The following is a 21,775-nucleotide window of genomic DNA, read 5'->3' on the forward strand; positions in this document are numbered from 1 at the left end:
CATGTCTCCCACCATCCAGCGCGTCGAGGTCGTCCCGGTGGCCGGGTACGACAGCATGCTGCTCAACCTCAGCGGTGCCCACGGCCCGTTCTTCACCCGCAACGTCGTCATCACCACCGACTCCGACGGGCGCACCGGCCTCGGCGAGGTGCCCGGCGGCGAGGCGATCCGCCGCACCGTCGAGGAGGCGGGCGCGCTGCTGGTGGGCGAGCCCGTGGCCCGCTACCGCGGCCTGCTGCGGTCGGTGTCCGAGCGGTTCGCCGACCGGGACGCGGGCGGGCGCGGCGCCCAGACCTTCGACCTGCGCACCACCGTGCACGCGGTCACCGGCCTGGAGTCCACCCTGCTCGACCTGCACGGCCAGTATCTGGGCCTGCCGGTGGCCGACCTGCTCGGCGAGGGCCGTCAGCGGGACCGGGTGCCGATGCTGGGCTACCTCTTCTACGTCGGCGACCCGGGCAGGACCGACCTGCCCTACCGGGTGGACGACGCGGGCGAGGACCGCTGGTCCCGGCTGCGCCGCCAGGAGGCGCTCACGCCCGACGCGGTGGTCGCGCTGGCCGAGGCCGCCCAGGAGCGGTACGGCTTCGCCGACTTCAAGCTCAAGGGCGGCGTGCTGGCCGGCGAGGAGGAGATCGAGGCGGTCACGGCGCTGGCCCGCCGCTTCCCCGAGGCGCGCGTCACCCTCGACCCCAACGGCGGCTGGCTGCTCGCCGACGCCGTACGGCTGTGCCGCGGGCTGGGCGGCGTCCTGGCCTACGCCGAGGACCCGTGCGGGGCCGAGGGCCGCTTCTCCAGCCGGGAGACGATGGCCGAGTTCCGGCGGGCCACCGGGCTGCCCACCGCGACGAACATGATCGCCACCGACTGGCGGGAGATGGCCCACGCCGTACGCGCGGGAGCGGTGGACATCCCGCTGGCCGACCCGCACTTCTGGACCATGGCCGGGTCCGTCCGCGTCGCCCAGCTCTGCCACGACTTCGGGCTGACCTGGGGCTCCCACTCCAACAACCACTTCGACATCTCGCTGGCGATGTTCACGCATGTCGGAGCGGCGGCCCCGGGGGAGATCACGGCGCTGGACACGCACTGGATCTGGCAGGACGGCCAGGCCCTCACGACCAGGCCGTTCCGGATCACGGACGGCGCGATCGAGGTGCCGACGACCCCCGGGCTCGGCGTCGAGCTCGACCGCGCGGCCCTGGCCGAGGCGCATGAGCTCTACCTCCGCCACGGCCTCGGCGCCCGCGACGACTCCGTGGCCATGCGGTATCTGGTGAAGGACTGGGTCTTCGACCCGAAGCGTCCCTGCCTCGTCCGCTGACGGATTCGGCAGGGTCCATGCCGACCGGCCCATGGCGGCTGGCCTAGTGTTGGCCTCATGGGCATGGTCGGGACGGTCGGGCTGGTGCTGCATCCCCAGCGCGACTCCAAGAAGGCGATAGACACCATCCTGCGCTGGGCCGCTGACAAGGGCGCCACCGTGCTCGGGCTGCCCGAGGAAGTGGGGCGGATCGACTGCACCGCCGTGCCCGTGGACGCCGACGCCCTCGTCGAGCGCGCCGACCTGCTGGTCGGGCTGGGCGGCGACGGCACGATGCTGCGGACCATGCGACTGCTGGCCGGCCGGCCCACGCCCATCCTGGGGGTCAACCTCGGCAAGCTCGGCTTCCTGGCCGAGATCGACGTGGACGAGCTGGCCGGCACGCTGTCGGCCATCGACGAGCACCGCTACACGATCGAGCCGCGTATGGCGATCAAGAGCCGGCTCGGGGGCACGGACGTGACCGCGTTCAACGACATCGCGCTGGTCCGGATCCCCGGGGAAGGGCTGGCCGCGATCGCCGTCACCCCGGCGGGCAGCGACTTCGTGCGATTCGCGGCCGACGCGGTGATCGTGGCGACCTCCACGGGCTCGACCGCCTACAGCTTCTCGGCCGGCGGGCCCATCATCTCGCCCCGGGTGGAGGCGGTGCTGGTGGTGCCGGCCGCCGCCCATTCGTCGTTCAACCGGGCGCTGGTGCTGCCCGCCGACGAGGAGGTCACGCTGGAGGTGCTGCCCACCAGCGGGCGGCTGGCGGTGGAGGTCGACGGGGCCGTGGTGGCCCACCTGTGCCCCGGCGACACCGTCACCGTGGCCGCGTGGCCGGGGGCGGCGAAGGTCGTCCGGCTGGGCACCACGTTCTACGAGCGGGCCCGGCGCAAGCTGCGGGTGGACGGCAGCGCCGAGGCCCTCTGACGGGCGGCCGCGCTCAGGTGCTTGCCCGGCGGCGGTGCCGGGCGGGGCGCTCACCGACATCCGGCCGCTCGTACGGAGGTTGGGCGGGGCCGTGCTGGTGGGCGTGCGGCGTGAAGAAGCTCTCCTCCGCGTCCCGCCGGGCGGGAGGCTCCTCGGCGTCCTCCTCCGGGTGGTGACGGGAGGCCGTCAGGGCCGCCAGCGCCGTGGTGATGGGCACGGCGGCGATGAGCCCCAGCGTGCCGACGATGCTGCGGACGATCTCCTGGGCGATGACCGGCGTCGTCAGCACCTCCCCCAGCGGCTGCTGCCCGATGCTGAACAGCAGCAGCAGCGGCAGCGACGCCCCCGCGTACGCCAGGATGATCGTGTTGATCACCGACGCGATGTGCGCCCGGCCGATGCGGCCGGCCGCCCGGTAGAGGCGGGCGAAGCCGTACGAGGGGTTGGCGTGGGCCAGCTCGGCCACCGTGACGGCCTGCGTGACCGTGACGTCGTCGAGCACCCCCAGCGCGCCGATGATGATGCTGGCCAGCAGCAGGCCCTGCGTGTCGATCTTCAGGCTCATGTCCAGCGCCAGCGCGCTGTCGTCGGTGATGCCGTTGAGCCGGGCGAACCCCAGCGCCCCGTACGACAGCACGCCCGTCAGCGCCAGGCTGGCCAGCGTGCCCAGCACGGCCATCGACGTGGCCAGCGAGAAGCCGTGGGTGAGGTAGAGGACCATCAGCATGATCGCCGAGGCGCCCACGATGGCCACCAGCAGGGGTGGCTCGCCCTCCAGGATGCCGGGGATGACGAACGTCAGCAGCAGCACGAACGTGACCGCCAGCCCCACCAGCGCCGTCACCCCGCGCCAGCGGCCGAAGGCGATGACCGCCAGCGCGAAGGCCGCCCCGAACAGCCACAGCGGCGTCGACCGGTCGTGGTCGGAGATCTGGTGGTTGCCGTCCGCGTCGCGCAGCAGGATCACGTCGTCGCCCGCGGCGAAGCGCTGGGCCCCGGGCCCGCTGGGCAGCCGGAGCGTGACCGTCTGGCCGCCCTCGACGCGGACGTCGGCGTTGCCGCAGGTGGCCGGGTCGGGCTCGGGCGCGCCGTCCGTGACGGCGGGGCACTTCTTGAGCGTGACGCCGGTGATCGTCCCGGTCACCCGCTGCACGCTGGACTCGGCGGTGCCGGTGCTCACCGTCCCGTCGGGCCAGAGCCACAGCAGGCCGGCCAGGGTGATGATCGCCAGCGGCACCAGCACGGCCAGGCCGGCCATCACCGTACGCCGGGAGCTGGGGGGATGCGCGTGATTGGCGCCCATCGAAGTAAACGTCCTCCTTGGCTGACGACAGTACTGCACCCAGGCCCGCTGGGTAGGCGTAAAGCATGTCGTGGCTGGTGGGTACCTCGGGGTGGCAGTACAAGGACTGGCGCGGAGTGCTCTATCCGGAGAAGGTCCCGCAGCGGCTCTGGCTGGAGGCGTACGCGGCGGAGTTCCCGACCGTCGAGAGCAACAACGCGTTCTACCGGCTGCCGAGCCCCGAGACGTTCGCGGCCTGGCGGGACCGCACGCCGGACGGGTTCGTGATGGCGGTCAAGGCCAGCAGGTTCCTGACCCACATCAAGCGGCTGGCCGACCCCGAGGAGCCGGTGGAGCGCCTGATGAGCCGCGCCTCGGAGCTGAAGGACAAGCTCGGGCCGATCCTGCTGCAGCTGCCGCCCACGCTGAAGGTCGACGTGGACCGGCTCGACCGGTGCCTGCGCTGCTTCCCCGCGGGCGTGCGGGTGGCCGTGGAGCCGCGGCACGAGTCGTGGTGGACGGAGGAGGTCCGCGAGCTCCTGAGCGCGCACGAGGCCGCGCTGTGCTGGGCCGACCGGCTGGGCAAGCCGCAGAGCCCGCTCTGGCGCACCGCGGAGTGGGGCTACGTGCGCATGCACGAGGGGCCGTCCCGCTGGTCGTACGGCGACACCGCGCTGAAGACGTGGGCGAGACGCCTGCACGAGGCGGGCTGGCGGGACGTGTACGTCTACTTCAACAACGATCCTGGAGGAGCCGCTGTGCGTAACGCGAGGCGATTTGCCAGACTCGGCTAGTGCACACACGTCTGTACAGAAACGGCGTCCTCGAAAAAGAAGGTTTTCCGATCGAGGAGGTCTCCGACTATGTGGAGGATCCCGGCAACACGGTCTGGTTCGACCTGTGCTGTCCTTCGCCTGCCGACCTCGGCGTGATCAGTGAGGAGCTGGGGCTGCACGAGCTGGCGGTTGAGGACGTGCTGTCCGACCATCAGCGGCCGAAGGTCGATATATACGACAATCACTTGTTCATCACTGTTTACGGGGTGCACTTCGACGAAGGGCAGCTCGATCCCGTCGAGGTGAACATCTTCGTCACCAGGAACGCCCTGGTCACCGTCCGCGAGAACGACCACTTCGACATCCGGGACGTGATCAAGCGCTGGGACGCCAACACCCGGCTGGCCGGTCATGGCGTGGCGTTCCTGCTGCACGGGCTGCTCGACTACGTGGTCGACAGCCAGTTCGACCTGGTGCAGGACCTCGACACCCAGGCGGAGGCGCTGGAGGAGTCGCTGTTCGACGAGGACGGCCACCATGACGGCAGGGCGCTGCAGCGCAGGATGTACGAGCTGCGCAAGAACACCGCCCGGCTCCGCAAGATCTCGATGCCGATGCGCGAGGTGGTCGGCACCCTGCTCCACCGCGACCAGGACTTCATCGACGAGCCCGCCATGGCCCCGTACTACCAGGACGTCAACGACCACGTGCTGCGCGTGGCGGAATGGGTCGAGACCATCCGCGACATGCTCGCGAACGTCCGCGAGACCCGCCTCGCCCAGCAGGGCTTCCGGCTGAACGAGATCATGAAGCGGCTCACCAGCTGGGCCGCGATCATCGCCGTGCCCACCTTGATCACCGGCTACTACGGGCAGAACGTGCCCTACCCGGGCGAGGGTCAGTCGTGGGGATTCTGGATCTCCACGATGCTGGTGGCCGGCGTGTCCGGGTGTCTGTACGTGGTGTTCAAGAAGAAGGACTGGCTGTGAGCGCCCGCGGGGCCCATCGCAGCGCGGCCAGGTCGTAGGGCGGGCGGCAGGGGCCACTCCGCGCGTCAGGCCGCTCCTCCAGGGCCAGCCGCACCCGAGCGGCGCCGTCCGCCGGGAACAGGGGCAGGCAGCGGCCGCCCGAGATGAGGGTCCGGCGGCCGATCGACGTGGTGAGCAGGGACAGCTCCTCGTAGGTGGCGGGCACGGCCAGGCGCAGCACCCACGTGCCCTCCGGGGTCCGCACCCGCGTCCCGTCGAGCGCGTAGTACTCCAGCACGCTCTCGTTGGTCGAGACGACCGCCCGCATGGTGAACCGGCGGCCCTCCACGGTGAACACCTCCGCGGAGGGCGCCTTGTAGATCGAGTGCACGTACCCGATCGAGAAGGCGCCCGCGACGACGGGCAGGCCGTTCACGGTGAGGCGCCCGGCGCTCCCGCCGGAGCAGAGCGCCGCCACCGCCGTGAGTGCCGTCGCGAGCGCCGCGAGCAGCCTCGTCAGGCCTTTTCCTTGTAGTAGCGGGCCGCGCCGGGGTGCAGCTCGACCGGCGCCACCTGCTGGCCCAGCATGACGTCGAGCTTCTTGGCCTCCGGGTGCACGGCCGCCAGCTCGGCCTTCTTCTCGAACAGGGTCTTGGTGATGTCGTAGGCGAGCTGCTCGCTCATCTTGTCGGGCACCAGCAGCACGTTCGCGATGCCGACGGTCTTGATCGAGCCGGACAGCTTGTAGACGGACAGGTCCACGTCGAGGCCGACGTACTGCTGGCCGTACGTCGACTGCATGCTCGTCAGCACGTCGCTCGTGTCGAGCACCTTCACGTCCGGCTTGCTCGTGGCCAGATCGGTGATGCCGGCCGTGGGCAGGCCGCCGACCCAGAAGAACGCGTCGATCGTGCCGTCCTTGACCGCCTGCACCGACTCGTTGATCGACAGCTGCTGCTTGGTGATGTCGTTGTCCGGGTTGATCCCGGCCGCCTGCAGGACGCGCCTGGCCACGACCTGGGTGCCGGAGTTGGCCGGGCCGAGCGAGACGCGCTTGCCCTTCAGGTCGGCCACCTTGGCCGCCCTGACGCCGGGCGCGATCACGAGCTGCGTGTAGTTGTCGTAGATGCGGGCGAGGGCCTTGATGGGCTGCTTCGAGGTGAAGGTGTCCTTGCCGTTGACCGCGTCGGCCGCCGTGTCGGACTGGGAGAAGCCGATGTCGGCCTTGCCGGAGGCGAGCAGCTTGATGTTCTCGACGGAGGCCGAGGTGACCGACGCCGTGGCCTGGGTGTTGGGGATGCTGGACGACAGCAGCTTGGCCAGGCCGCCGCCGTACACGTAGTAGACGCCCGTCGTGCCGCCCGTGGCGATCGACAGCCGGTTGCCGGAGCCGCCCGCGCCACCTCCGCCGCAGCCGGCCGCGGTCAGGACGGCGACGGCCACTATCGCAAAGATCCGCTTCACGCTGGGTCCCTTCTCCTACTTCTGACGAGGTGCACGGCTCCGGCCACGGCCAGGACGGCCAGACCGGCGACGATGGGAACGGGTTCGAGGAAGAGCAGCAGCACCGCGGCGATCGCGGCGAGCACGCGCTCGGGCCATCCGCTCATGCCGCCGGTCGCGAGGGCGAGGGCCGCCACGGCGACGGCCGAGACGACGGTCATCAGCAGCACGGTGCCGATCGGCCCCTGCCCGAGCAGCGCCTGCCCGTTGGGCGTCAGCACGAAGGCGAACGGCACCAGGAACGCCGGCAGCGTGTAGCGCCAGGTCATCATCATCGTCTTGTACGTGTTGCCGCCGGTGATCGCGGCCGCCGCGACCGCGGACAGCGCCGTGGGCGGGCTCACCTCCGACAGCACCGCGTAGTAGAAGACGAACATGTACGCCTCGGCCTGCGTCACACCGAGCGTCGTGAGCGCCGGGCCGATGATCACCGCGGCGATGATGAAGCTCGCGGTCACCGGCACGGCCAGGCCCAGCAGCATGACCGCGATGCCGGACATGAGCGTGGTCAGCACGAGGTTGCCCGCGGCGAAGTCCACGATGATCGCGCTGAGGTTCAGGCCGAGGCCGGTCTGCGTGATGACGCCGACGATGATGCCCGCCGCCGCGCAGACCGCGGTCACGGGCAGCACCTCCAGCGTGCCCTTGGCCAGCGCCTGCCCGGTGCGCTTGAGGCCCATGCGGTGCTGCGGGTCGAGGAACGACAGCGCGAACGCGATGGCGGTGGCGATCACCACGGACTGGAACGCCGAGCGGTCCAGCGCCATCAGCACGATGATGAGGATGAGCGAGCTGAAGTGGTAGCCGAAGCGCAGCAGCAGCTTGCCCGCCTTGGGCGCGTCCACCTGCACGGCACGGGTGCTGAAGCGGCGCGAGTCGATCTCGATGGCCAGGAAGATGCCCAGGTAGTACAGCAGCGTGGGGATCGTCGCGTACAGGAGCACCTCGAGGTAGCTGACCCTCAGGTACTCGGCGATGATGAACGCCGCCGCGCCCAGCGTGGGCGGCGACAGGATGGCGCCGATGCCGCCGGCCGCGAGGATGCCGCCCGCCGGCTCCTTCGGGTAGCCGGCCCGCCGGAGCACCGGCCAGGCGACGCTGCCCAGGCTGACCGTGGTGGCCACGCCGGAGCCCGACACGGTGCCGAGCAGGAAGCCGGCCGTGGTGACGGTGCGGCCGGGGGCGGCGCGGGACTTGCGGAAGGCGGCGAAGCTCAGGTCGATGAAGAACTTGCTCGCGCCCGAATAGTCGAGGACGGCGCCGTAAATCGTGAAAAGGATGATGTAACTGGCGGCCACTTGCATGGGGACGCCGAAGAAGCCCTCGGTGCCGGTGTAGAGCTGGGACACGATTTGGCCGAGGTCGAAGCCGCGGTGCCCGATAGTCCAGTCAATCGGCAAATATGCACCGTAATAGGCATAAATCAGGAAAATGATGCAGATGATGGCCAGGGACCAGCCGACGGTCCGCCGTACCGCCTCCAGGAGCAGCACCGTCAGCGCCAGGCCCGCCACGATGTCGAGGTCCGTCAGTGCGGCGCCGGAGCCCCGGTTGCGGAACCCGTCGATGTCGAGCAGCGGATAGACCAGCACGGCCAGCGAGGCGGCGGCGAGCAGCCAGTCGGCCACGGTCGGCCGCTCCGGCCGCCGCGTCCCCTCCGGGTGCGCCACGGCTCTCGACACGCCCGCGAGCGGGTCGTCCTTCGCCGGTGTGTCAGGGGGCGGGCTCGCGGGGGCGCCGCGCCGGAACATCCGCGCCACGAATGACGGCCAGCCCGACCGGTAGCAGAGGAAGACCAGCGGCAGCGCCACCGCCAGGAACGTCATCCGGTGTTCCAATGCCTCTACCGGCCGGAACACCACCACCAGCGAATAAACCGACAGCAATCCGCCCACGATCCACACGCCGAGCCGTAGAGGCCCGCCGAGTTGCCGCGCGGGGCGTTCCTGTTCGTGCGCGGAAACAAGCTCGGCCTCACGGTCGCTCAGCTCGGTCAAGACACATCCTCCCCCGACACGGCGTTGCAGCGGACTTTACGAGCCGGTAACGCGCGGAGGGAAGAGTCCGTTATCTTTTCGATTTCCTAGGCCCGGAACAAAGGTCCCGAATCCGCTCGCCGCCTCGCGCGCCCCCGCGGCGAGCCCAGCCGGCGCCCCCGACCCTCGGTGCCCGGCCGGCCGCCGCGTGCCCCTCACCGGGACGTCCGGGCGCTCGTGAAAAAAAGTTTCAAGAAGACCTCAAGGTTTGGCAAATGATATAAAGGCTCGGTGGCCGAGATCACCCTTGACCTCCGCCAGCTCCAGGCGTTCGCCGAGGTGGGCTACCAGGTCGCGGGCAGCGGCGGCGCCCACGCGGCGATGGCGGCGCTGCGCCGGGTGGTCCCGGTGGACGCGTACGAGTTCGTCGCGTTCGATCCGGCCACGGGGCGGCACCACAGCGTCGTGTCCGACGGCCATCCGCGCATCGACCACGACGCGGCCGAGGAATACGCGGGGCTGGAGGCGTGCCACAGGGCCATCGCCACCCGCGCGCCGGTGATCATGCCGGAGCCGGGCACCGAGCGCTACTTCCGGCGCCACCTCGCCCCCTACGGCTGGCGGGCGGGGCTGACGGCGCCGCTGTTCCTGAGCGAGGGCCGCTACACGGGGCTGCTCCACCTGACCACGAAGGACTCCTTCCCCCGGCTCACGGGCGCGCTGGTCGTCGCGATCAGCCCGATGCTCGCCCACGTCACCGACCTGACCAGGTGCGTGATCGACCCGGTCGGGCTGCCGCCGGACTTCCGGGCGGTCGCCTTCGACCGGGTGGGGACGCGGCGCGAGGTGCCGGGCCACGAGGCGTCGGCCGTGCTGCGGGAGGATCCGGCGATGGCCGCGTTCGCCCGGGCGTTCATCGACTCGCGGGAGCTGAGCAGGCACGGGCTCTGGCTCGACCGCGAGGGGCACTGGCACGAGTTACGGCTGCTCAGGGCCGGGGTCGGGTTCCAGGGGGCGCTCCAGGGCGCGGTCGTGGCCGAACGGCCGTGCCCGCTGCCGTACGACCTGACGGGGCGCGAGGTGGACGTGCTCACCCGGGTGGCGGCCGGTGACTCCAACCCGCAGATCGCCGCCGCGCTGGTGCTCAGCGTGCGCACGGTGACGACCCATCTGGAGCACATCTTCGCCAAGCTCGGCTGCGACAGCCGTACCCGCCTGACCACCAAGGCCCTCGCCGAGGGCCTGTGCCGCCTCGACGTCTAGTCAGACGGCCATCCCGGCCGAGAGGTGGGACCACAGGAGCTCGAACCAGACCGTCGTCGTGCCGTCCTCGCGGGTGAAGCCCCAGCGGTGGCTGAGCGCCTCGATCAGCGGCAGGCCGCGCCCGCTGGTGGACTGCGTGCTCGTACGGCACACGCACGGCGGCCCGTCGGACCCCGAGTCCGACACGAGCACCCGCACCGCCGTCTCCGAGCTGCTCACGGTCACCGTGAACGACCCGCCCGCCCCTGACCTGGTGTGCAGGATCGCGTTCGTGGCCAGTTCGCTGGTGAGCAGGGCCGCGTCGTCGTACAGGGGGTGGTCGCGGCCGAGCGCGGCCGTCACGAGCCCCCGGGCTCTGGCCACCTGCGACGGGACGCCCGGGAGCCGGGCCACGAGATCACGGGAGTCGCCTCCGTCGACGCTGTGAAAGTCCGGCGGTGCCACGGCGACCTCCCCCAAATCCGGTGACGTTATGAGACGCGCCGGTGGTGGGCCGGAGATTATCGCGAAAAGGTAGGAATGACCTTGCCCGAGGTCGGCTGCACGACCGCCGACGCCGACCGAGTACGCTGCGATCGACGAGTCGTCTAGGCCATAGGGGAGAGCGTGGGAGGTCGCGTGAGCAGCCTGGAGGCCGTCTGGGTGCAACCGTACGACCGGGCGGGGGCGGCGGTCGTGACCGGCGTCTTCGACATCCTGCACGTGGGCCACGTGCGCTACCTGGGCGCGGTCGCCGATCGCGGCCTGCCGCTGGTCGTCGGCGTCGAGGACGATCCCCGGGTGCGTGCCTGGAAGGGGCCGAGCCGCCCGCTCAACCCGGCCGAGGAGCGGGCCGAGGTGCTGGCCGCGCTCCGCTTCGTGACCGGCGTGTTCATCGTCACTGGGGCGCCGGAGGCGCACGGGCCGGAGGACTACATCGACCTGCTGGCCCCGATGCAGCCGGGGGCGCTCGCGCACACGGCCGGCGACCCGCACGCGGGCGCCCGCGCGGCGGCGGCGGCGATCCTGGGGGCCGAGTGCTGGGAGATGGCCTCCATCCCCGGCCGCTCCACGACCCGGATCGTGAACGCGGCCGGCAAGGGCTGACAACCCCGGGCTCTCCGTGCTCGCCGGGAGCCGCTCGCTGGGCGTTGCGGCGGGGATGCTATCCCCGCAGGCCGCTCCACGACCCCTGCCCACGCCCCAAGCGAGAGAGTCGCGCCCGTGACGGTGCGGCGCCTGGGGCGGGTGGGACGCGCGGGAGCGGGTGGGAGGGCATGATCGACTACGCTTTCGTGGCATGACGGCCGACCTGGTGGCGAAGCGCGTGACGAACCTGCTGGCACCCCAAGTGCTGGTGATCCTCATGCCGCCCGTCGTCGGCCTGCTGGCCCAGGGTTGGGCCGGCGCCGCATGGGGTCTGGTGGCCTCGGCGATCTGCGGGGGCGTGCCGGCGGCGGTGATCGCGGTCGGCGTGCGCGCGGGCCGCCTCGACTCCCACCACATCGTGGACCGCGCCCGCCGCACCGGCCCCCTGCTCGCCGCCGTGGCGGCCGTGCTGGTCGCGCTGGCGCTGCTGGTGGTGATGGGCGCGCCGACGCTGCTCGTCGCCACCGTGACCGCGATGCTGGTCGCGCTGGCCGTCACCGTGCCGGTGACGCTGCGCTGGAAGATCTCCTTCCACGCCGCCGTCTCGGCGGGCACGGTCGTCGTGTTCGCCCACGTCCTGCCCGCCTGGCCGGCCGCGATCGCCGGAGCCGCCGTCGTCGCGCTGGTGTGCTGGGCGCGCGTACGGCTCGCGCACCACACCTGGCCCCAGGTCGTCGTGGGAGCCGTGGTCGGGACGGCCGCGACGTGGGCGACGCTGGCCGCGTTCGGACTGAGCTGAGGCCCGCACGCAGGGCCGGAATAGTGCTGCCGCGTCCGGGGTTCCCGCTGACATGGATGTCACGAACCGCGGCCGGGTACGCGTCGAGCCAACGGCCAAGCGTGTGAGGACCTATCTCGGCGGCCGGGTGGTGGCCGACTCCACCTCCGCCCTCCTGGTGTGGGAGGTCCCGTACTACCCCACCTACTATTTCCCGGCGGCCGACGTGGACGAGTCCGCGCTCAAGGCCACCGGCGCGACCAAGCACTCCCCGAGCAGGGGAGACGGCCTGGTCCACACCATTACCTCGGGTACGGCGGAGGCGGTCGACGCCGCGCTCGTCTATCCCGACTCGCCGCTGGAGCAGATCCGCGGCCACGTCCGCTTCGAGTGGGACGCCATGGACGCCTGGTTCGAGGAGGACGAGGAGGTCTACTTCCACCCGCGTGACCCGTACACGCGGGTGGACATCCTGGCGAGCTCGCGCCACGTGCGGGTCGAGGTGGACGGCGTGACCGTGGCCGACTCCCGCAGCCCGCGCATCCTCTTCGAGACGGGCCTGCCCGCCCGCTACTACCTGCCGAAGACGGACGTACGGCTCGACCTGCTGGAACACACCGACACCGCCACCCACTGCCCCTACAAGGGCACGGCGGAGTACTGGACGGTCAACGGCCAGAAGGACCTGGCCTGGTCGTACCGCACGCCGCTGCCGGAGAGCGCGAAGGTCGCCGGGCTGATCGCGTTCTACAACGAGAAGCTCGACATCTACGTGGACGGCGAGCTCCAGGAGCGCCCGAAGTCGAAGTTCTCCTGATCAGAGCGCTGTTCCCGGCGACTACACCTGCCGTGAACATCACAGCGAGACCGCCTGTTCTGCCTCTGTTCCGGATGCCGTGTGATCTTGAACGGCGCGGAGGCGGAACAGGCTCCGGTCGATCGCGTTCCGCGCGGCCTCGAATGTCTCCTCCGTCACGTGCCCATAGACGCCGAGCGTGACCGGGAGGCGTGATCCCTTCCGGCTGTGCCCCATGAAGTCCATGACCCCGGCGAGGTTCACGCCGGCGTCCTGGAGGGTCGTCGAGAAGAAGTGCCGAAGCGCGTGCATGCCCTCCTCTCGAGCCTCCTCGAACAGCAGCGCGCCGCGCTCGTCGTTCGTTGGTGGGGGGATGACGCCGGCCCGCGCCAGGGCCACCTTCCAGACGAGCGTGTTGTAGACCGACGTGCGCAAGTTCAGGCCCTCGGCTGTCTTCTGCAGGCCGCGGTTCGAGCGGGTTCGCGCTCCTTCCGCCAGCGGGGGCACGAACAGTTGGCCGCGCCACACGAACAGCAGGCGCACCGTCACCTTGTCCTCGGCAAGCTCGCCGTCCTCGGTCATCCATGGCAGCGTCGTCTCGACTGGCGGGTGCGACCGGATATGTGCTTGGACGGCCTGGGCGACACCGGGGGACAGTGGCGCCGTACGCGTCTTGCCGCCCTTCGGCAACTTGAACACGATCAGATTGCCGACTCGGGCGATCTGACGCCGGATCTCCAGCTTGCCGTTTTCGAAGTCGAGGTCGTCCACCGTGACCGCGAACGCCTCGCCCTGTCGGAGCCCACACCCGGCCCCCAGGATGGGGACCGCCCGGTAGGGGGTCGGGTGCTGGTCGATCACCGACCAGACCTTCTCTGTGGTCCATGGATCCCGTTCCTTCGGGTCATTCGCGATCCGAGGGATGATCGGCGACCGCGCCGGGTTGTCCTTCCGCATCCCATCCGCCACGGCCAGATCGAACGTGCCCTGCACGATGTGGAACGCGATCTCCTGGGTCGAAGGGCCGTGCGTCTTCGCGAGATTGACCAGCCATTCCAGCACTTCGGAGGGACGCACCGACCGGACTTGACGCTCGCCGAACCACGGCTCAACATGCAAGCGGTTGACGGATTCGTACCGGACGGCACTGCCACCGCCGAGCTTCCGAAGACGCATCCACTTCCCGGCCAGCGGGCCGAACAGCTCCCGGCCTGCGGCCGGCGCGACGTACTCGTCTCGCTCGACGTCCTCCTGCATCTTCTGGGCGTGCTTGCGGGCGGGATCCTTGGCCCGGAAGGCCTTCGACTCCTCTCGACCATCGGGGGCAATCCAAAGGGCGAGCCAGCGCTTCGCGTCCTTGTTGCCGCCGAGGTCCGGGTGCCTTGCAGTCTTTCTCTTGACGGGTTTTCCGTCCGGCCCCTTGACGGTGGTGTGCCAGAGGTCACGAACTCGTGCCATCGTCGTCCTCCTTCCGTTTCTTGTTGCGGGTCTCGAAGTATTCGCGAAGTTCGTTCATGATTTGGCGCGTGATATGCCCGCGAAGGGTGCGAACCTTGTTCGGCTGGCTTAGATCGACGCCGGACCCAACAAGTCGCTGCTCGCGCTCCTGGTAAGGGGACATGGTGTACTTGCCCCACAGCTCCCGGGTCGCCTGCTTTACGTCGTCGACATGGACGCCCAGCTCATCGGCCACGGCTTGGAGCTCGCGGTGCACCGAGCGTTCTTCGGTGTCGACACGTCTCGCCTGAGCCGTCCGTTTGTCCATGTGTAGGTGGCGACTCACGATTGCGCTGACCTTTTCTGGTGCAATATCGGGACGGGCCGCCAATGCAGGCTCCGCGAGCATCGCAAGAACGTACTGGCCGATGAAACCGCGCCCGAAGCTGTCCATGATGGTGACAAGCCCGAGGCCGTCGAGCAGTTGGACCAGGGTGACGGTCTGATTGACGGCCAACGTCATCACGAGGGGGAGGGCGAGAAACTCCTCCAAGTTCAGATCCCGCTTGCCTGTCTCGATGCGAGAGATCGCTGACGGGTCCCATGTCAGGCCCAGGTCCCGTGCGGCTCGCGAGACGTCGGCCAACACGATGCCGTGCTCTTCGCGGATCCGCCGCATGTTCTGGCCGATCAGCCCCGTCACGGTTGGCGTTGGTTCTCGTTGGCTCATGGCAGGAACCCTACGGTGCTCATTGCATGGTTGCAACGTCCACCACTGATCGCTATGTTGCTTCTGGCAATCATGCAATGAGCCAAGGAGCAATGATGACTAGGGTCAAGCCTGAGCCGCGTGCTAGACCGGCGCGAAACTCCAGACGGCCGACAGCACCCAGCTCGGAGGACCGACACCTGAGCCCGGAGGATCTGGCCGCACGCTTCAATATGTCGCTCTCAACGATCTACAAGTGGAACTCCGAGGGCACGGGCCCACGCTTCATGAAGATCGGCAAACACGTCCGCTACAAGCTCGAAGACGTGCGGGCTTGGGAGGACAAGCAGTACGCGGACCAGGCCGCCAGCTAGCCATGGCCGCACTCACCCCATCCCCGCGCGCGCCGTACGCAGCGCGCGATGGACCCTCGGCGGTCCCCATTCCCCCAGGCAGCCGACACGGAAGACCACGGAAGGACACCGGCCAGCCGATCGAGGAGGTGCGTGAGCACCTCAGCACCACGAAGGGGACCCCGAGATGGAAGACGACGAGTGGACAGCCCGCCGGAGGCAGGCGGCCCTGAGGTTGCCCGCGCTCTGGTGCGGGTGCCATGACCCCGAGGAGCACTACTGCGTGGACGCGCCGCGAGACGTGATCGAAGGACGACCGCTGGAGAGCTGGCGCGCGGCACGCGACCACCTCGCCCGTGAGGGCTATCGGGCCATCATGCCCGCCCGCGTCCACCAGCTCCTCGGCGAAACCGAGGCAGCCTGACGTGGCACTTGAACGGACCCGCCGCATCGGGCCGTATGCGCCGCTGTCAGCGACCTATTACTACGACGACGCCCTCGCACTCGCCGGTGAACCCGCCGAGCTGCTGTTCGTCCGCGGCCTGGCGTTCTCGGCTCAGGTCATGAACGACGGCTTCATCTCCGACATCCAGCTCACGCGTCAGGTCGGCGTCGGCATGGCGGACGTGGAGGAGCGCGCGGCCAAGCTGGTCGAGCACGGCCTGTGGGATCGGGTCGATGGCGGCTACGTCGTGCGGGCCTGGCTGAAGTGGAACAAGTCCGCCGAGGAGGTCGGGCGCTACCGGGCGAAAGACTCCGCGCGGAAGGCCAAGGGCAGCGAGTCAGACGGCCGATCGGATTCCGACCGGAGTTCCGCGCGGAATCCGCGCGGAATCCCTGCGGAGTCCGATCGGAATCCGACACACAGAAGCACTACACAACACAACACTGCATCTGCACCCCCCGCCGCTGACGCGGCGGATGACGTACCGCATGACGCAGGTGATGAGGCGGTGCTGATCGCACTTGTGCCTCCTCAACCGGCGCCACCAGAGCCCGGGTCCGATGACGACCCGGACTGGGCGCGGTTCTGGTCGACCTACCCGAACAAGCGCAGCAAGAAGGAAGCTCGCGTCAAGTGGGCCCGAGCCATCAAGGCAGGGGCGGATCCGGAGCTCATCATCGCGGGGGCAGAGCAGTACTCCGCCCAGGTGCGGCGCGAGCGCAGGCCGAAGGAACGGGTCAAGCACCCCGATGGCTGGTTGAGCGGCGAACGCTGGAACGACTTCCTCGAACCCGACGACGCGGACAACGGTCCGCTGAACACCTGGGACGAGTACGAGGAGACCTTTCCCGAGGAGTTCGGCCGGTGAACGACGACGACCCGCGCATGCCACCGATGGACATCGAGGCGGAGCAGTCCGTCCTCGGTGCGATGCTCCTGTCTCCGAACGCGGCCGCGCTTGCCTCGGGGCAGCTGTCCATGGCCGACTTCGCCCGCCCGGCGCACCGCGAGATCTTCAAGGCCGCCGCCGACCTCTACCAGCGGGGCGTGCCGGTCGAGGTCATGTCGGTCCGTGCCGAGCTTGAGCGCACCGGCGCCATCGGCAAGGCCGGCGGCGCGCTGTACGTCGCGGAGCTGTCCAGGGCAGTGGTGACGGCGGTCAATGCTGGGTTCTACGTGGGCCGCGTGCGCGAGGTCGGTCTCAAGCGTGCCCTGGTCGAGGAGTTCACCCGACTGGCCAGCATGGGCTACAGCCCAGCCATCGAGTCCGACGAGCTGATCGCCACGGCCGACGCCACGCTCAACACCCTGCGTACGGTCGGCACCGACGACGCCATCCCCGGACTGTCCACCTTCGGCTCCTTCGTCGATGAGGCCGACCAGGGCCACGACTGGATCGTGCCCGGCCTGCTCGAACGGATGGACCGCGTGATCGTGGTCGCGTCCGAGGGCGCAGGCAAGACCACGTTGGCCAGGCAGATGACCGTCATGCTCAGTGCTGGCGTGCATCCGTTCAGCTGGCACGCCCGCATCACGCCGGTCCGGACTTTGTACATCGACTTGGAGAACCCGCCGCCGCTCGTGCGCCGCAAGGGCCGCCAGCTCGTCAACCAGGGGCGGACCGTCGAGGGCTGGGACGATGACCGCTGCTGGCGGTGGACCCGCCCCGGCGGCATCGACCTGCGCAAGCCGCACGATCAGGCCCTGGTTGAGCGCGCCATCGCCGAGACCGGCGCCCAGTTCGTCGCGCTCGGGCCGTTGTACAAGTCCTTCCTGGAGGGCGGAGAGAAAGCCGAGACCGTCAACGGCCAGGTGGCCCGAATCCTCGACCGCTTCCGCGAGCGGTACGGCGTCGCGCTCTGGCTGGAGACACACGCCCCGATGGAGCAGAACGGGCAGCGCTCCCTGCGCCCGCTCGGCTCCGGCGTGTGGACCCGCTGGCCGGAGTTTGGCCTCGCCCTGCGCAAGAGCTCGAAGCATCCACACCGTGTGGACGTCGGCCGGTTCCGTGGCGACCGCGATGAGCGGGCCTGGCCGCATCACCTCGAACGCTCCAGTCCGTGGCCTTGGGCCCCGGTCTGGGACGGCGGCTTCCCCATCGAGGAGGCATCCGGCACATGACCAGAAGAGGAGAAATTGTGGACGTTTCGAACGAACTGTCCTGGAGCGGATCGTGACCACCACCAACGGCCTCGTGCCGGACGCTCCCGAGCCGGACGCTCCCGACGTCATCATCGGGCACATCACGATCCCGCGTGAGCTCGATCACTTCTACTTCGCCGACCCCCGCCCGGCGTCGGACGCCGTGGATCTGCGCGACGTGCTCGCGGAGCTCGACGCCTTCCGGGTTCGGGTCGTCCGCCAGCTCGACGCGATCCAGGCCCGGCTCGCCGCGGTCATCGCCGAGCAGGTCGAGCAGGCCGAAGCGGTGAAGGAGTGATGACGATCCCGACCACAGCAATGTTCCGCGACTTCGCCGCCGGCGTCGTCGCCCGCAACGTCGGCCACCTGCTCGACTACTCCGAGCAGGAGCAAATCGACCACGCCGTCGCCGCCCTGGAGCGGTTCGAGCGTCACGCCCACATCAAGCCCGCCCCTTCGGGCCTGATGATCGACCTCGCCGGTTTCGGCTCGGCACCCGTCCACTTCATCGGCGGCAAGAGCCAGTACCTGCTCATCAGTGAGGTTGCCGAGGCGCTCGGCACGCCCGTGTGGGAAGCCTGCGAGTGGGCGGACCGAGAGCACCTGTGGGCCCTGTACGACCAGCGACAGAAGGACGAAGAGAGCGGCATCCTCGGCTGGGAGTGCCTCGGCGGCTACTGCGATCTTCGACTGTCGTTCGTCGCCGACAACCCCGAGGCCAAGCCCGACGGTGGAGGTCGCCGTACCTCCACCTACGGAGACTGGCTGATCTCGCAGGACCGGCTGCTCGCCATCATCGCCGACTCTCCGTGGGGGAAAGTCTTCATGAGCAACGCGCGTGACCTCATGCGCCTCGGGATGCGGAAGGTCATGGGCGATGGTCCCATGGGGCAGGCTCCCGTCTACCGGCCAGACGGCAACCCCGCCATCCACGACGACGGCACCCCGATGACCGCCGCCGACATCTGGCACACGCCCCTCACCGAGGAAGAGGCCAGGCTTAAGGCTCGCCGCGGCCCCAACATCCCGATTGACGAGATGGAGGGCGACCAGTGAGCCGCGACTTCAACCGCCTTCGCGACCGCGTCAACGACCTCGAGGAGACGCTCCTCCAGATCCGTGGCGCGGTCGCGCTGGTCGCGTTCGAGCACCTGGCCGACGTCATCCCCGACACCGAGCAGGGCCGCCAGCTCCGCCGGATCCTGATCAACATCGAGAAGATCGCCAACCCGAGGAGGCAGTCATGACGAACGCCCAGCTCGACGCACTCGCCGAGCACTACGCCAAGAACTTCGTGCTGGAGACCACGGCCGGCACCGTCGAGGACGCGCCCGAGGACTTCGAGCCGTACGACCCGGCCGCGCTGCTCGCGGACTTCCGCAAGCTCGTCGAGCTGGCCGACCAGGCCGACGACGGCACCCCGCAGCCCATGCGCTCGGTGGCCGCCAAGATCGACGACGACGGCCGCGAGCGGTGGGCGCTCCCCGAACACCTCAGGCCCGTGGACCTCAACCACGTGCTCATGTACGCCGCCGCCGAGTTCCACGCGCTCATGCGTGAGGCGTTCGCCGCCTCCAATCAGTTCGCAGCGCTGCGCCAGCTCCAGCGGGTCATGAACGCCAGCCCAGCCAACGCCGGATGACCACTAAGAAGGAGATCACCATGTCCATCGATGTTCGACCTGCTCGGCTGGGTTCCGACGGCCGCTGCGACTTCGAGACAGGCCCTGACGCCTACTGCCTCGCCCCCGCGGCGCACGTGAAGCTCACCGGCACCCGGCCCCACTCCTGGGCCTCGTTCGCCCCGCCCGCCGCGCTGGCCTTCCTGTGCGACGAGCACGTCGACGCTGAGCCGCTGGCGGAACGAGAGCACGCCGAGCACAACGCTGCCCAGGTCCCAGACGACTACGGCTGCGAGGTGTGGGCCGCACTCCTGCAGGCGTATCCGGAGCCGCTGCCCATCGCCGCGTGACCAACGATGACGACGCCCCGGGCCCGCGCGTATCGGGCCCGGGGTGTCACCGGGGGAAGGATCTCATGACCGACGCACTCGACCTGCCCGAGGGCTTCTACGCCATCCAGGACCCGCACGACCCGACCACCGTCACTTACTGGCGCCGTAAGGATCAGGCTGGGCGAGGCCGGCCGCAGTTCGCCGCCTGGCCGCCGAAGGCGAGGAACGGGCCCGTCCTGCTCAAGGCGGATGTCCCGCAGGACCTGCATGGCGCCGAGCGGCAGCAGTGGGCCAGCCGCTGGTTCCACGAACACCTCGCGCCGTACCTCGACGCGGTGGTCGAGGTCATCGCCGCCGACCCGGTCGCCGCTGGCCGCCGGTTCGCCGAGCTCACCACTCGGTGCTGCCGGTGCGGTCGGGCGCTGACGGACGACCTATCGAAGACGTACGGCATCGGCCCCGACTGCCGAGACGGCATCCCGGCCGACCTACTCGCCGCCTTCCTGACCCCGGCCGTTGGCCGGGCGCACGCCGAGTTGCTCGCCGGGAAGGTCGCGCTGTGATCGGCCGGACCTACCTCGACCCGGGCGACCGCCTCGGCGGCCAGTACGACCCGCCGCGCCGCTGCGTCGTGCTCGCGAAGTGGGGGCCCGGCGGCGGCCCGCGCAACGTGGCCGTCCGCTACCTCGACGACGGGACGCGCGCCGTGATCCCGTTCCCGCGCCGACTCCGCCGTGACCCCGACGCCCGGGAGGTGTCTTGACGACCGATCGCGCCTACGAGGCGCTTGACGCCGTACGCCGCGCGCTGCCCGAGCTCGACGCCGCGCTCGTGCCCGGCACCCGACGCCGATGGAGCCAGCACGACCTCACACCCGAACAGCGCGACCGCATGGACACCCTGGCCCGAGCCGAGCGCGTGGACCGGGTGGCCAACGCGGCCCGCGGAATCATTGCCCTCGGCGACGGCCGCGCGCCGCTCGACCTCGGCGTGCTCGTCACCCTCGACGACATCACCCTCAGCATCACCGAGCTGGAGGCCGCCGCCTGCGACCGGATCGGCATCACGCCGCTCGCCGGCGCCAGCACCGTGGAGCGGATCGGGCGCCTGGTCGGCCTGCTCGACCGGATCGCCGCGCACGATGACCTCGCCGAGCACGTCGAGGCGGAAGCCGTACGGCTCTCGCGGTCCGCCTCGCGCGCCTTGGGCGACGCCGAGCCGATCCACCGGCTCGACGCTCGGTGCCCGGTCTGCGACGCCCGCTCGCTCCGCGCCTTCCCCGAGCGGGAGGTCGTGCTCTGCATCAATAGCGCCTGCCAGTGCGACCACGAAGACTGCCCCTGCCACCGGGACCGGCCGATCCGCCACCGCTGGCACTTCGGCGAGTGGCCCTGGCTCGCCCAGGTCCTGGCCGACGACCTGGAGGAGGCGTCATGAACGACCTCGTGCAATTCATGGACCGGTGCGCGTGTGAGACCAGGTTCGACCGCTGCATCCGACCGGCCACCGGCGAGGACGGCCACTGCGACGGGTGTCGGGACGTCCGGCCGAACGGCGGCAGCCGAGACCACCACATCAAGCTCGTCACCGAAGACGAGCTGGCCGCCATGAACGCCGACCCGGCCACCGTCTGGCGCGCTGCTCACTACGCCGTCGTCACCCCCCGACCAGATCGCCATCGCCGACCGGCTGGCCGTCCAGTGGGTCGGGAGGTGGCCGTGATCATCCCAGCGAGGCGGCTGATGGCGCACGATGACGATGACGACCTATTCACCACTGAGGAGGCCGCCGCCGAAGTTGGGGTCGAGCCGACCACGATCTACACCTGGTGCGCCCGTGGCTACCTCGCGCCCGTGCCCGGCAAGAAGCGCGGCCGGTCCAACCTCTTCAAGCTGGAGGACGTTTTCGCCTGCGAGAAAGCCAGGATTCGGAAGCACCGAAAACGATCGCCGGGTGCTAATCTTCTGAACTGACAGATCAAATGCGTGGGGACACCCATGCCCGCAGGCCCGCCACAGCGCGGGCCTTTCGCGTATATCGGCTGGTCGGGCGGTGATTCTCATCGCCCGCTTCAAGCCATCCGGCAA

At 69.8% G+C, this 21,775-nt stretch carries 28 protein-coding genes; 21 read left to right on the plus strand and 7 right to left on the minus strand.

Annotated elements, in window-relative coordinates; genetic code table 11:
* The first annotated feature begins 1 nt into the window (after position 1).
* Positions 2-1,324, plus strand: coding sequence for an enolase C-terminal domain-like protein (locus ACIBI9_RS03990; protein WP_397220403.1), 1,323 nt, complete (start codon positions 2-4; stop codon positions 1,322-1,324).
* A gap of 57 nt (positions 1,325-1,381) precedes the next feature.
* On the plus strand, positions 1,382-2,239 hold the full coding sequence (locus ACIBI9_RS03995; protein ID WP_397220404.1) for an NAD(+)/NADH kinase: 858 nt from the start codon (positions 1,382-1,384) through the stop codon (positions 2,237-2,239).
* Positions 2,240-2,252: 13 nt separating this feature from the next.
* Here the strand turns inward: ACIBI9_RS03995 and ACIBI9_RS04000 are convergent, their stop codons facing one another.
* On the minus strand, positions 2,253-3,542 hold the full coding sequence (locus tag ACIBI9_RS04000) for a YibE/F family protein (protein WP_397220405.1): 1,290 nt from the start codon (positions 3,540-3,542) through the stop codon (positions 2,253-2,255).
* A 65-nt stretch (positions 3,543-3,607) separates the two neighbouring features.
* Here ACIBI9_RS04000 and ACIBI9_RS04005 point away from each other — a divergent pair, with 65 nt between their 5' ends.
* Entirely contained in the window at positions 3,608-4,315 is a 708-nt protein-coding gene (locus tag ACIBI9_RS04005; protein ID WP_397220406.1) for a DUF72 domain-containing protein, read from the plus strand.
* 134 nt (positions 4,316-4,449) lie between these two features.
* A complete protein-coding gene (locus ACIBI9_RS04010; protein WP_397220833.1) occupies positions 4,450-5,286 on the plus strand; it encodes a magnesium transporter CorA family protein in 837 nt (278 codons plus the stop codon).
* On the opposite strand, the gene ACIBI9_RS04015 is transcribed toward ACIBI9_RS04010, so the two are convergent.
* The 3 genes from ACIBI9_RS04015 to ACIBI9_RS04025 are packed head-to-tail and all read right to left on the minus strand — an operon-like array spanning position 5,264 to position 8,765.
* Complete coding sequence (locus tag ACIBI9_RS04015; RefSeq protein WP_397220407.1) at positions 5,264-5,743, minus strand: DUF1850 domain-containing protein; 480 nt, start codon at positions 5,741-5,743, stop codon at positions 5,264-5,266. The genes ACIBI9_RS04010 and ACIBI9_RS04015 overlap by 23 nt on opposite strands.
* Positions 5,744-5,781: 38 nt before the next feature.
* Positions 5,782-6,729 (minus strand): TAXI family TRAP transporter solute-binding subunit, encoded by a 948-nt coding sequence (locus ACIBI9_RS04020; protein WP_397220408.1) that lies wholly within the window; start codon positions 6,727-6,729, stop codon positions 5,782-5,784.
* Positions 6,726-8,765, minus strand: coding sequence for a TRAP transporter permease (locus ACIBI9_RS04025; protein ID WP_397220409.1), 2,040 nt, complete (start codon positions 8,763-8,765; stop codon positions 6,726-6,728). Before ACIBI9_RS04025 ends, ACIBI9_RS04020 begins: the two co-directional genes overlap by 4 nt.
* 270 nt (positions 8,766-9,035) lie before the next feature.
* Here ACIBI9_RS04025 and ACIBI9_RS04030 point away from each other — a divergent pair, with 270 nt between their 5' ends.
* On the plus strand, positions 9,036-10,007 hold the full coding sequence (locus tag ACIBI9_RS04030) for a response regulator transcription factor (RefSeq protein ID WP_397220410.1): 972 nt from the start codon (positions 9,036-9,038) through the stop codon (positions 10,005-10,007).
* On the opposite strand, the gene ACIBI9_RS04035 is transcribed toward ACIBI9_RS04030, so the two are convergent.
* Positions 10,008-10,451, minus strand: a complete 444-nt coding sequence (locus ACIBI9_RS04035; RefSeq protein WP_397220411.1) for an ATP-binding protein — start codon at positions 10,449-10,451, stop codon at positions 10,008-10,010.
* A gap of 174 nt (positions 10,452-10,625) precedes the next feature.
* Between ACIBI9_RS04035 and ACIBI9_RS04040 the strand changes: the two genes are divergently transcribed.
* The 3 genes from ACIBI9_RS04040 (at position 10,626) to ACIBI9_RS04050 (ending at position 12,670) form a co-directional block, all read left to right on the plus strand.
* Positions 10,626-11,093, plus strand: coding sequence for an adenylyltransferase/cytidyltransferase family protein (locus ACIBI9_RS04040; RefSeq protein ID WP_397220412.1), 468 nt, complete (start codon positions 10,626-10,628; stop codon positions 11,091-11,093).
* Positions 11,094-11,286: 193 nt separating this feature from the next.
* Positions 11,287-11,874 (plus strand): hypothetical protein, encoded by a 588-nt coding sequence (locus ACIBI9_RS04045; RefSeq protein ID WP_397220413.1) that lies wholly within the window; start codon positions 11,287-11,289, stop codon positions 11,872-11,874.
* A 103-nt stretch (positions 11,875-11,977) separates the two neighbouring features.
* On the plus strand, positions 11,978-12,670 hold the full coding sequence (locus ACIBI9_RS04050) for a DUF427 domain-containing protein (protein ID WP_397220414.1): 693 nt from the start codon (positions 11,978-11,980) through the stop codon (positions 12,668-12,670).
* A 39-nt stretch (positions 12,671-12,709) separates the two neighbouring features.
* Here the strand turns inward: ACIBI9_RS04050 and ACIBI9_RS04055 are convergent, their stop codons facing one another.
* Complete coding sequence (locus ACIBI9_RS04055) at positions 12,710-14,107, minus strand: tyrosine-type recombinase/integrase (protein ID WP_397220415.1); 1,398 nt, start codon at positions 14,105-14,107, stop codon at positions 12,710-12,712.
* The gene (locus ACIBI9_RS04060; RefSeq protein WP_397220416.1) at positions 14,091-14,816 is read right to left on the minus strand and encodes a helix-turn-helix domain-containing protein; all 726 of its coding nucleotides are present in this window, start codon (positions 14,814-14,816) and stop codon (positions 14,091-14,093) included. The genes ACIBI9_RS04055 and ACIBI9_RS04060 overlap by 17 nt, the downstream gene beginning before the upstream one ends.
* A gap of 95 nt (positions 14,817-14,911) precedes the next feature.
* Between ACIBI9_RS04060 and ACIBI9_RS04065 the strand changes: the two genes are divergently transcribed.
* From ACIBI9_RS04065 to ACIBI9_RS04125, 13 genes are all read left to right on the plus strand, one after another.
* Positions 14,912-15,169, plus strand: coding sequence for a helix-turn-helix transcriptional regulator (locus ACIBI9_RS04065; RefSeq protein ID WP_397220834.1), 258 nt, complete (start codon positions 14,912-14,914; stop codon positions 15,167-15,169).
* A gap of 166 nt (positions 15,170-15,335) precedes the next feature.
* The gene (locus ACIBI9_RS04070) at positions 15,336-15,572 is read left to right on the plus strand and encodes a hypothetical protein (RefSeq protein ID WP_397220417.1); all 237 of its coding nucleotides are present in this window, start codon (positions 15,336-15,338) and stop codon (positions 15,570-15,572) included.
* A gap of 1 nt (position 15,573) precedes the next feature.
* Entirely contained in the window at positions 15,574-16,461 is an 888-nt protein-coding gene (locus ACIBI9_RS04075; RefSeq protein ID WP_397220418.1) for a hypothetical protein, read from the plus strand.
* On the plus strand, positions 16,458-17,714 hold the full coding sequence (locus ACIBI9_RS04080; protein ID WP_397220419.1) for a DnaB-like helicase N-terminal domain-containing protein: 1,257 nt from the start codon (positions 16,458-16,460) through the stop codon (positions 17,712-17,714). The genes ACIBI9_RS04075 and ACIBI9_RS04080 overlap by 4 nt, the downstream gene beginning before the upstream one ends.
* 52 nt (positions 17,715-17,766) lie before the next feature.
* Positions 17,767-18,033, plus strand: a complete 267-nt coding sequence (locus ACIBI9_RS04085; RefSeq protein WP_397220420.1) for a hypothetical protein — start codon at positions 17,767-17,769, stop codon at positions 18,031-18,033.
* Positions 18,033-18,791 (plus strand): hypothetical protein, encoded by a 759-nt coding sequence (locus ACIBI9_RS04090; protein ID WP_397220421.1) that lies wholly within the window; start codon positions 18,033-18,035, stop codon positions 18,789-18,791. The genes ACIBI9_RS04085 and ACIBI9_RS04090 overlap by 1 nt, the downstream gene beginning before the upstream one ends.
* A complete protein-coding gene (locus tag ACIBI9_RS04095) occupies positions 18,788-18,982 on the plus strand; it encodes a hypothetical protein (protein WP_397220422.1) in 195 nt (64 codons plus the stop codon). The genes ACIBI9_RS04090 and ACIBI9_RS04095 overlap by 4 nt, the downstream gene beginning before the upstream one ends.
* Positions 18,979-19,377 carry a hypothetical protein gene (locus ACIBI9_RS04100; protein ID WP_397220423.1) on the plus strand — a complete coding sequence of 133 codons (399 nt, stop codon included), beginning with the start codon at positions 18,979-18,981 and terminating at the stop codon, positions 19,375-19,377. The genes ACIBI9_RS04095 and ACIBI9_RS04100 overlap by 4 nt, the downstream gene beginning before the upstream one ends.
* Positions 19,378-19,397: 20 nt before the next feature.
* Entirely contained in the window at positions 19,398-19,706 is a 309-nt protein-coding gene (locus tag ACIBI9_RS04105) for a hypothetical protein (RefSeq protein WP_397220424.1), read from the plus strand.
* Positions 19,707-19,771: 65 nt separating this feature from the next.
* Entirely contained in the window at positions 19,772-20,251 is a 480-nt protein-coding gene (locus tag ACIBI9_RS04110; protein WP_397220425.1) for a DUF6011 domain-containing protein, read from the plus strand.
* Positions 20,248-20,451, plus strand: a complete 204-nt coding sequence (locus tag ACIBI9_RS04115; protein WP_397220426.1) for a hypothetical protein — start codon at positions 20,248-20,250, stop codon at positions 20,449-20,451. The genes ACIBI9_RS04110 and ACIBI9_RS04115 overlap by 4 nt, the downstream gene beginning before the upstream one ends.
* The gene (locus ACIBI9_RS04120) at positions 20,448-21,125 is read left to right on the plus strand and encodes a hypothetical protein (RefSeq protein ID WP_397220427.1); all 678 of its coding nucleotides are present in this window, start codon (positions 20,448-20,450) and stop codon (positions 21,123-21,125) included. The genes ACIBI9_RS04115 and ACIBI9_RS04120 overlap by 4 nt, the downstream gene beginning before the upstream one ends.
* Complete coding sequence (locus ACIBI9_RS04125) at positions 21,122-21,661, plus strand: helix-turn-helix domain-containing protein (RefSeq protein WP_397220428.1); 540 nt, start codon at positions 21,122-21,124, stop codon at positions 21,659-21,661. The genes ACIBI9_RS04120 and ACIBI9_RS04125 overlap by 4 nt, the downstream gene beginning before the upstream one ends.
* The last annotated feature ends 114 nt before the right edge of the window (positions 21,662-21,775 follow it).

The organism is Nonomuraea sp. NPDC050451 (assembly GCF_044458585.1).

What these genes read in the sequence shown, in the direction of transcription:
- ACIBI9_RS03990 (WP_397220403.1), top strand. Translation starts at nt 2, where the DNA reads ATGTCTCCCACCATCCAGCGCGTCGAGGTCGTCCCGGTGGCCGGGTAC.
- ACIBI9_RS03995 (WP_397220404.1), top strand. Translation starts at nt 1,382, where the DNA reads ATGGGCATGGTCGGGACGGTCGGGCTGGTGCTGCATCCCCAGCGCGAC.
- ACIBI9_RS04000 (WP_397220405.1), bottom strand. Translation starts at nt 3,542, where the DNA reads ATGGGCGCCAATCACGCGCATCCCCCCAGCTCCCGGCGTACGGTGATG.
- ACIBI9_RS04005 (WP_397220406.1), top strand. Translation starts at nt 3,608, where the DNA reads ATGTCGTGGCTGGTGGGTACCTCGGGGTGGCAGTACAAGGACTGGCGC.
- ACIBI9_RS04045 (WP_397220413.1), top strand. Translation starts at nt 11,287, where the DNA reads ATGACGGCCGACCTGGTGGCGAAGCGCGTGACGAACCTGCTGGCACCC.
- ACIBI9_RS04055 (WP_397220415.1), bottom strand. Translation starts at nt 14,107, where the DNA reads ATGGCACGAGTTCGTGACCTCTGGCACACCACCGTCAAGGGGCCGGAC.
- ACIBI9_RS04060 (WP_397220416.1), bottom strand. Translation starts at nt 14,816, where the DNA reads ATGAGCCAACGAGAACCAACGCCAACCGTGACGGGGCTGATCGGCCAG.
- ACIBI9_RS04065 (WP_397220834.1), top strand. Translation starts at nt 14,912, where the DNA reads ATGACTAGGGTCAAGCCTGAGCCGCGTGCTAGACCGGCGCGAAACTCC.
- ACIBI9_RS04070 (WP_397220417.1), top strand. Translation starts at nt 15,336, where the DNA reads ATGGAAGACGACGAGTGGACAGCCCGCCGGAGGCAGGCGGCCCTGAGG.
- ACIBI9_RS04090 (WP_397220421.1), top strand. Translation starts at nt 18,033, where the DNA reads ATGACGATCCCGACCACAGCAATGTTCCGCGACTTCGCCGCCGGCGTC.
- ACIBI9_RS04100 (WP_397220423.1), top strand. Translation starts at nt 18,979, where the DNA reads ATGACGAACGCCCAGCTCGACGCACTCGCCGAGCACTACGCCAAGAAC.
- ACIBI9_RS04105 (WP_397220424.1), top strand. Translation starts at nt 19,398, where the DNA reads ATGTCCATCGATGTTCGACCTGCTCGGCTGGGTTCCGACGGCCGCTGC.
- ACIBI9_RS04110 (WP_397220425.1), top strand. Translation starts at nt 19,772, where the DNA reads ATGACCGACGCACTCGACCTGCCCGAGGGCTTCTACGCCATCCAGGAC.
- ACIBI9_RS04125 (WP_397220428.1), top strand. Translation starts at nt 21,122, where the DNA reads ATGAACGACCTCGTGCAATTCATGGACCGGTGCGCGTGTGAGACCAGG.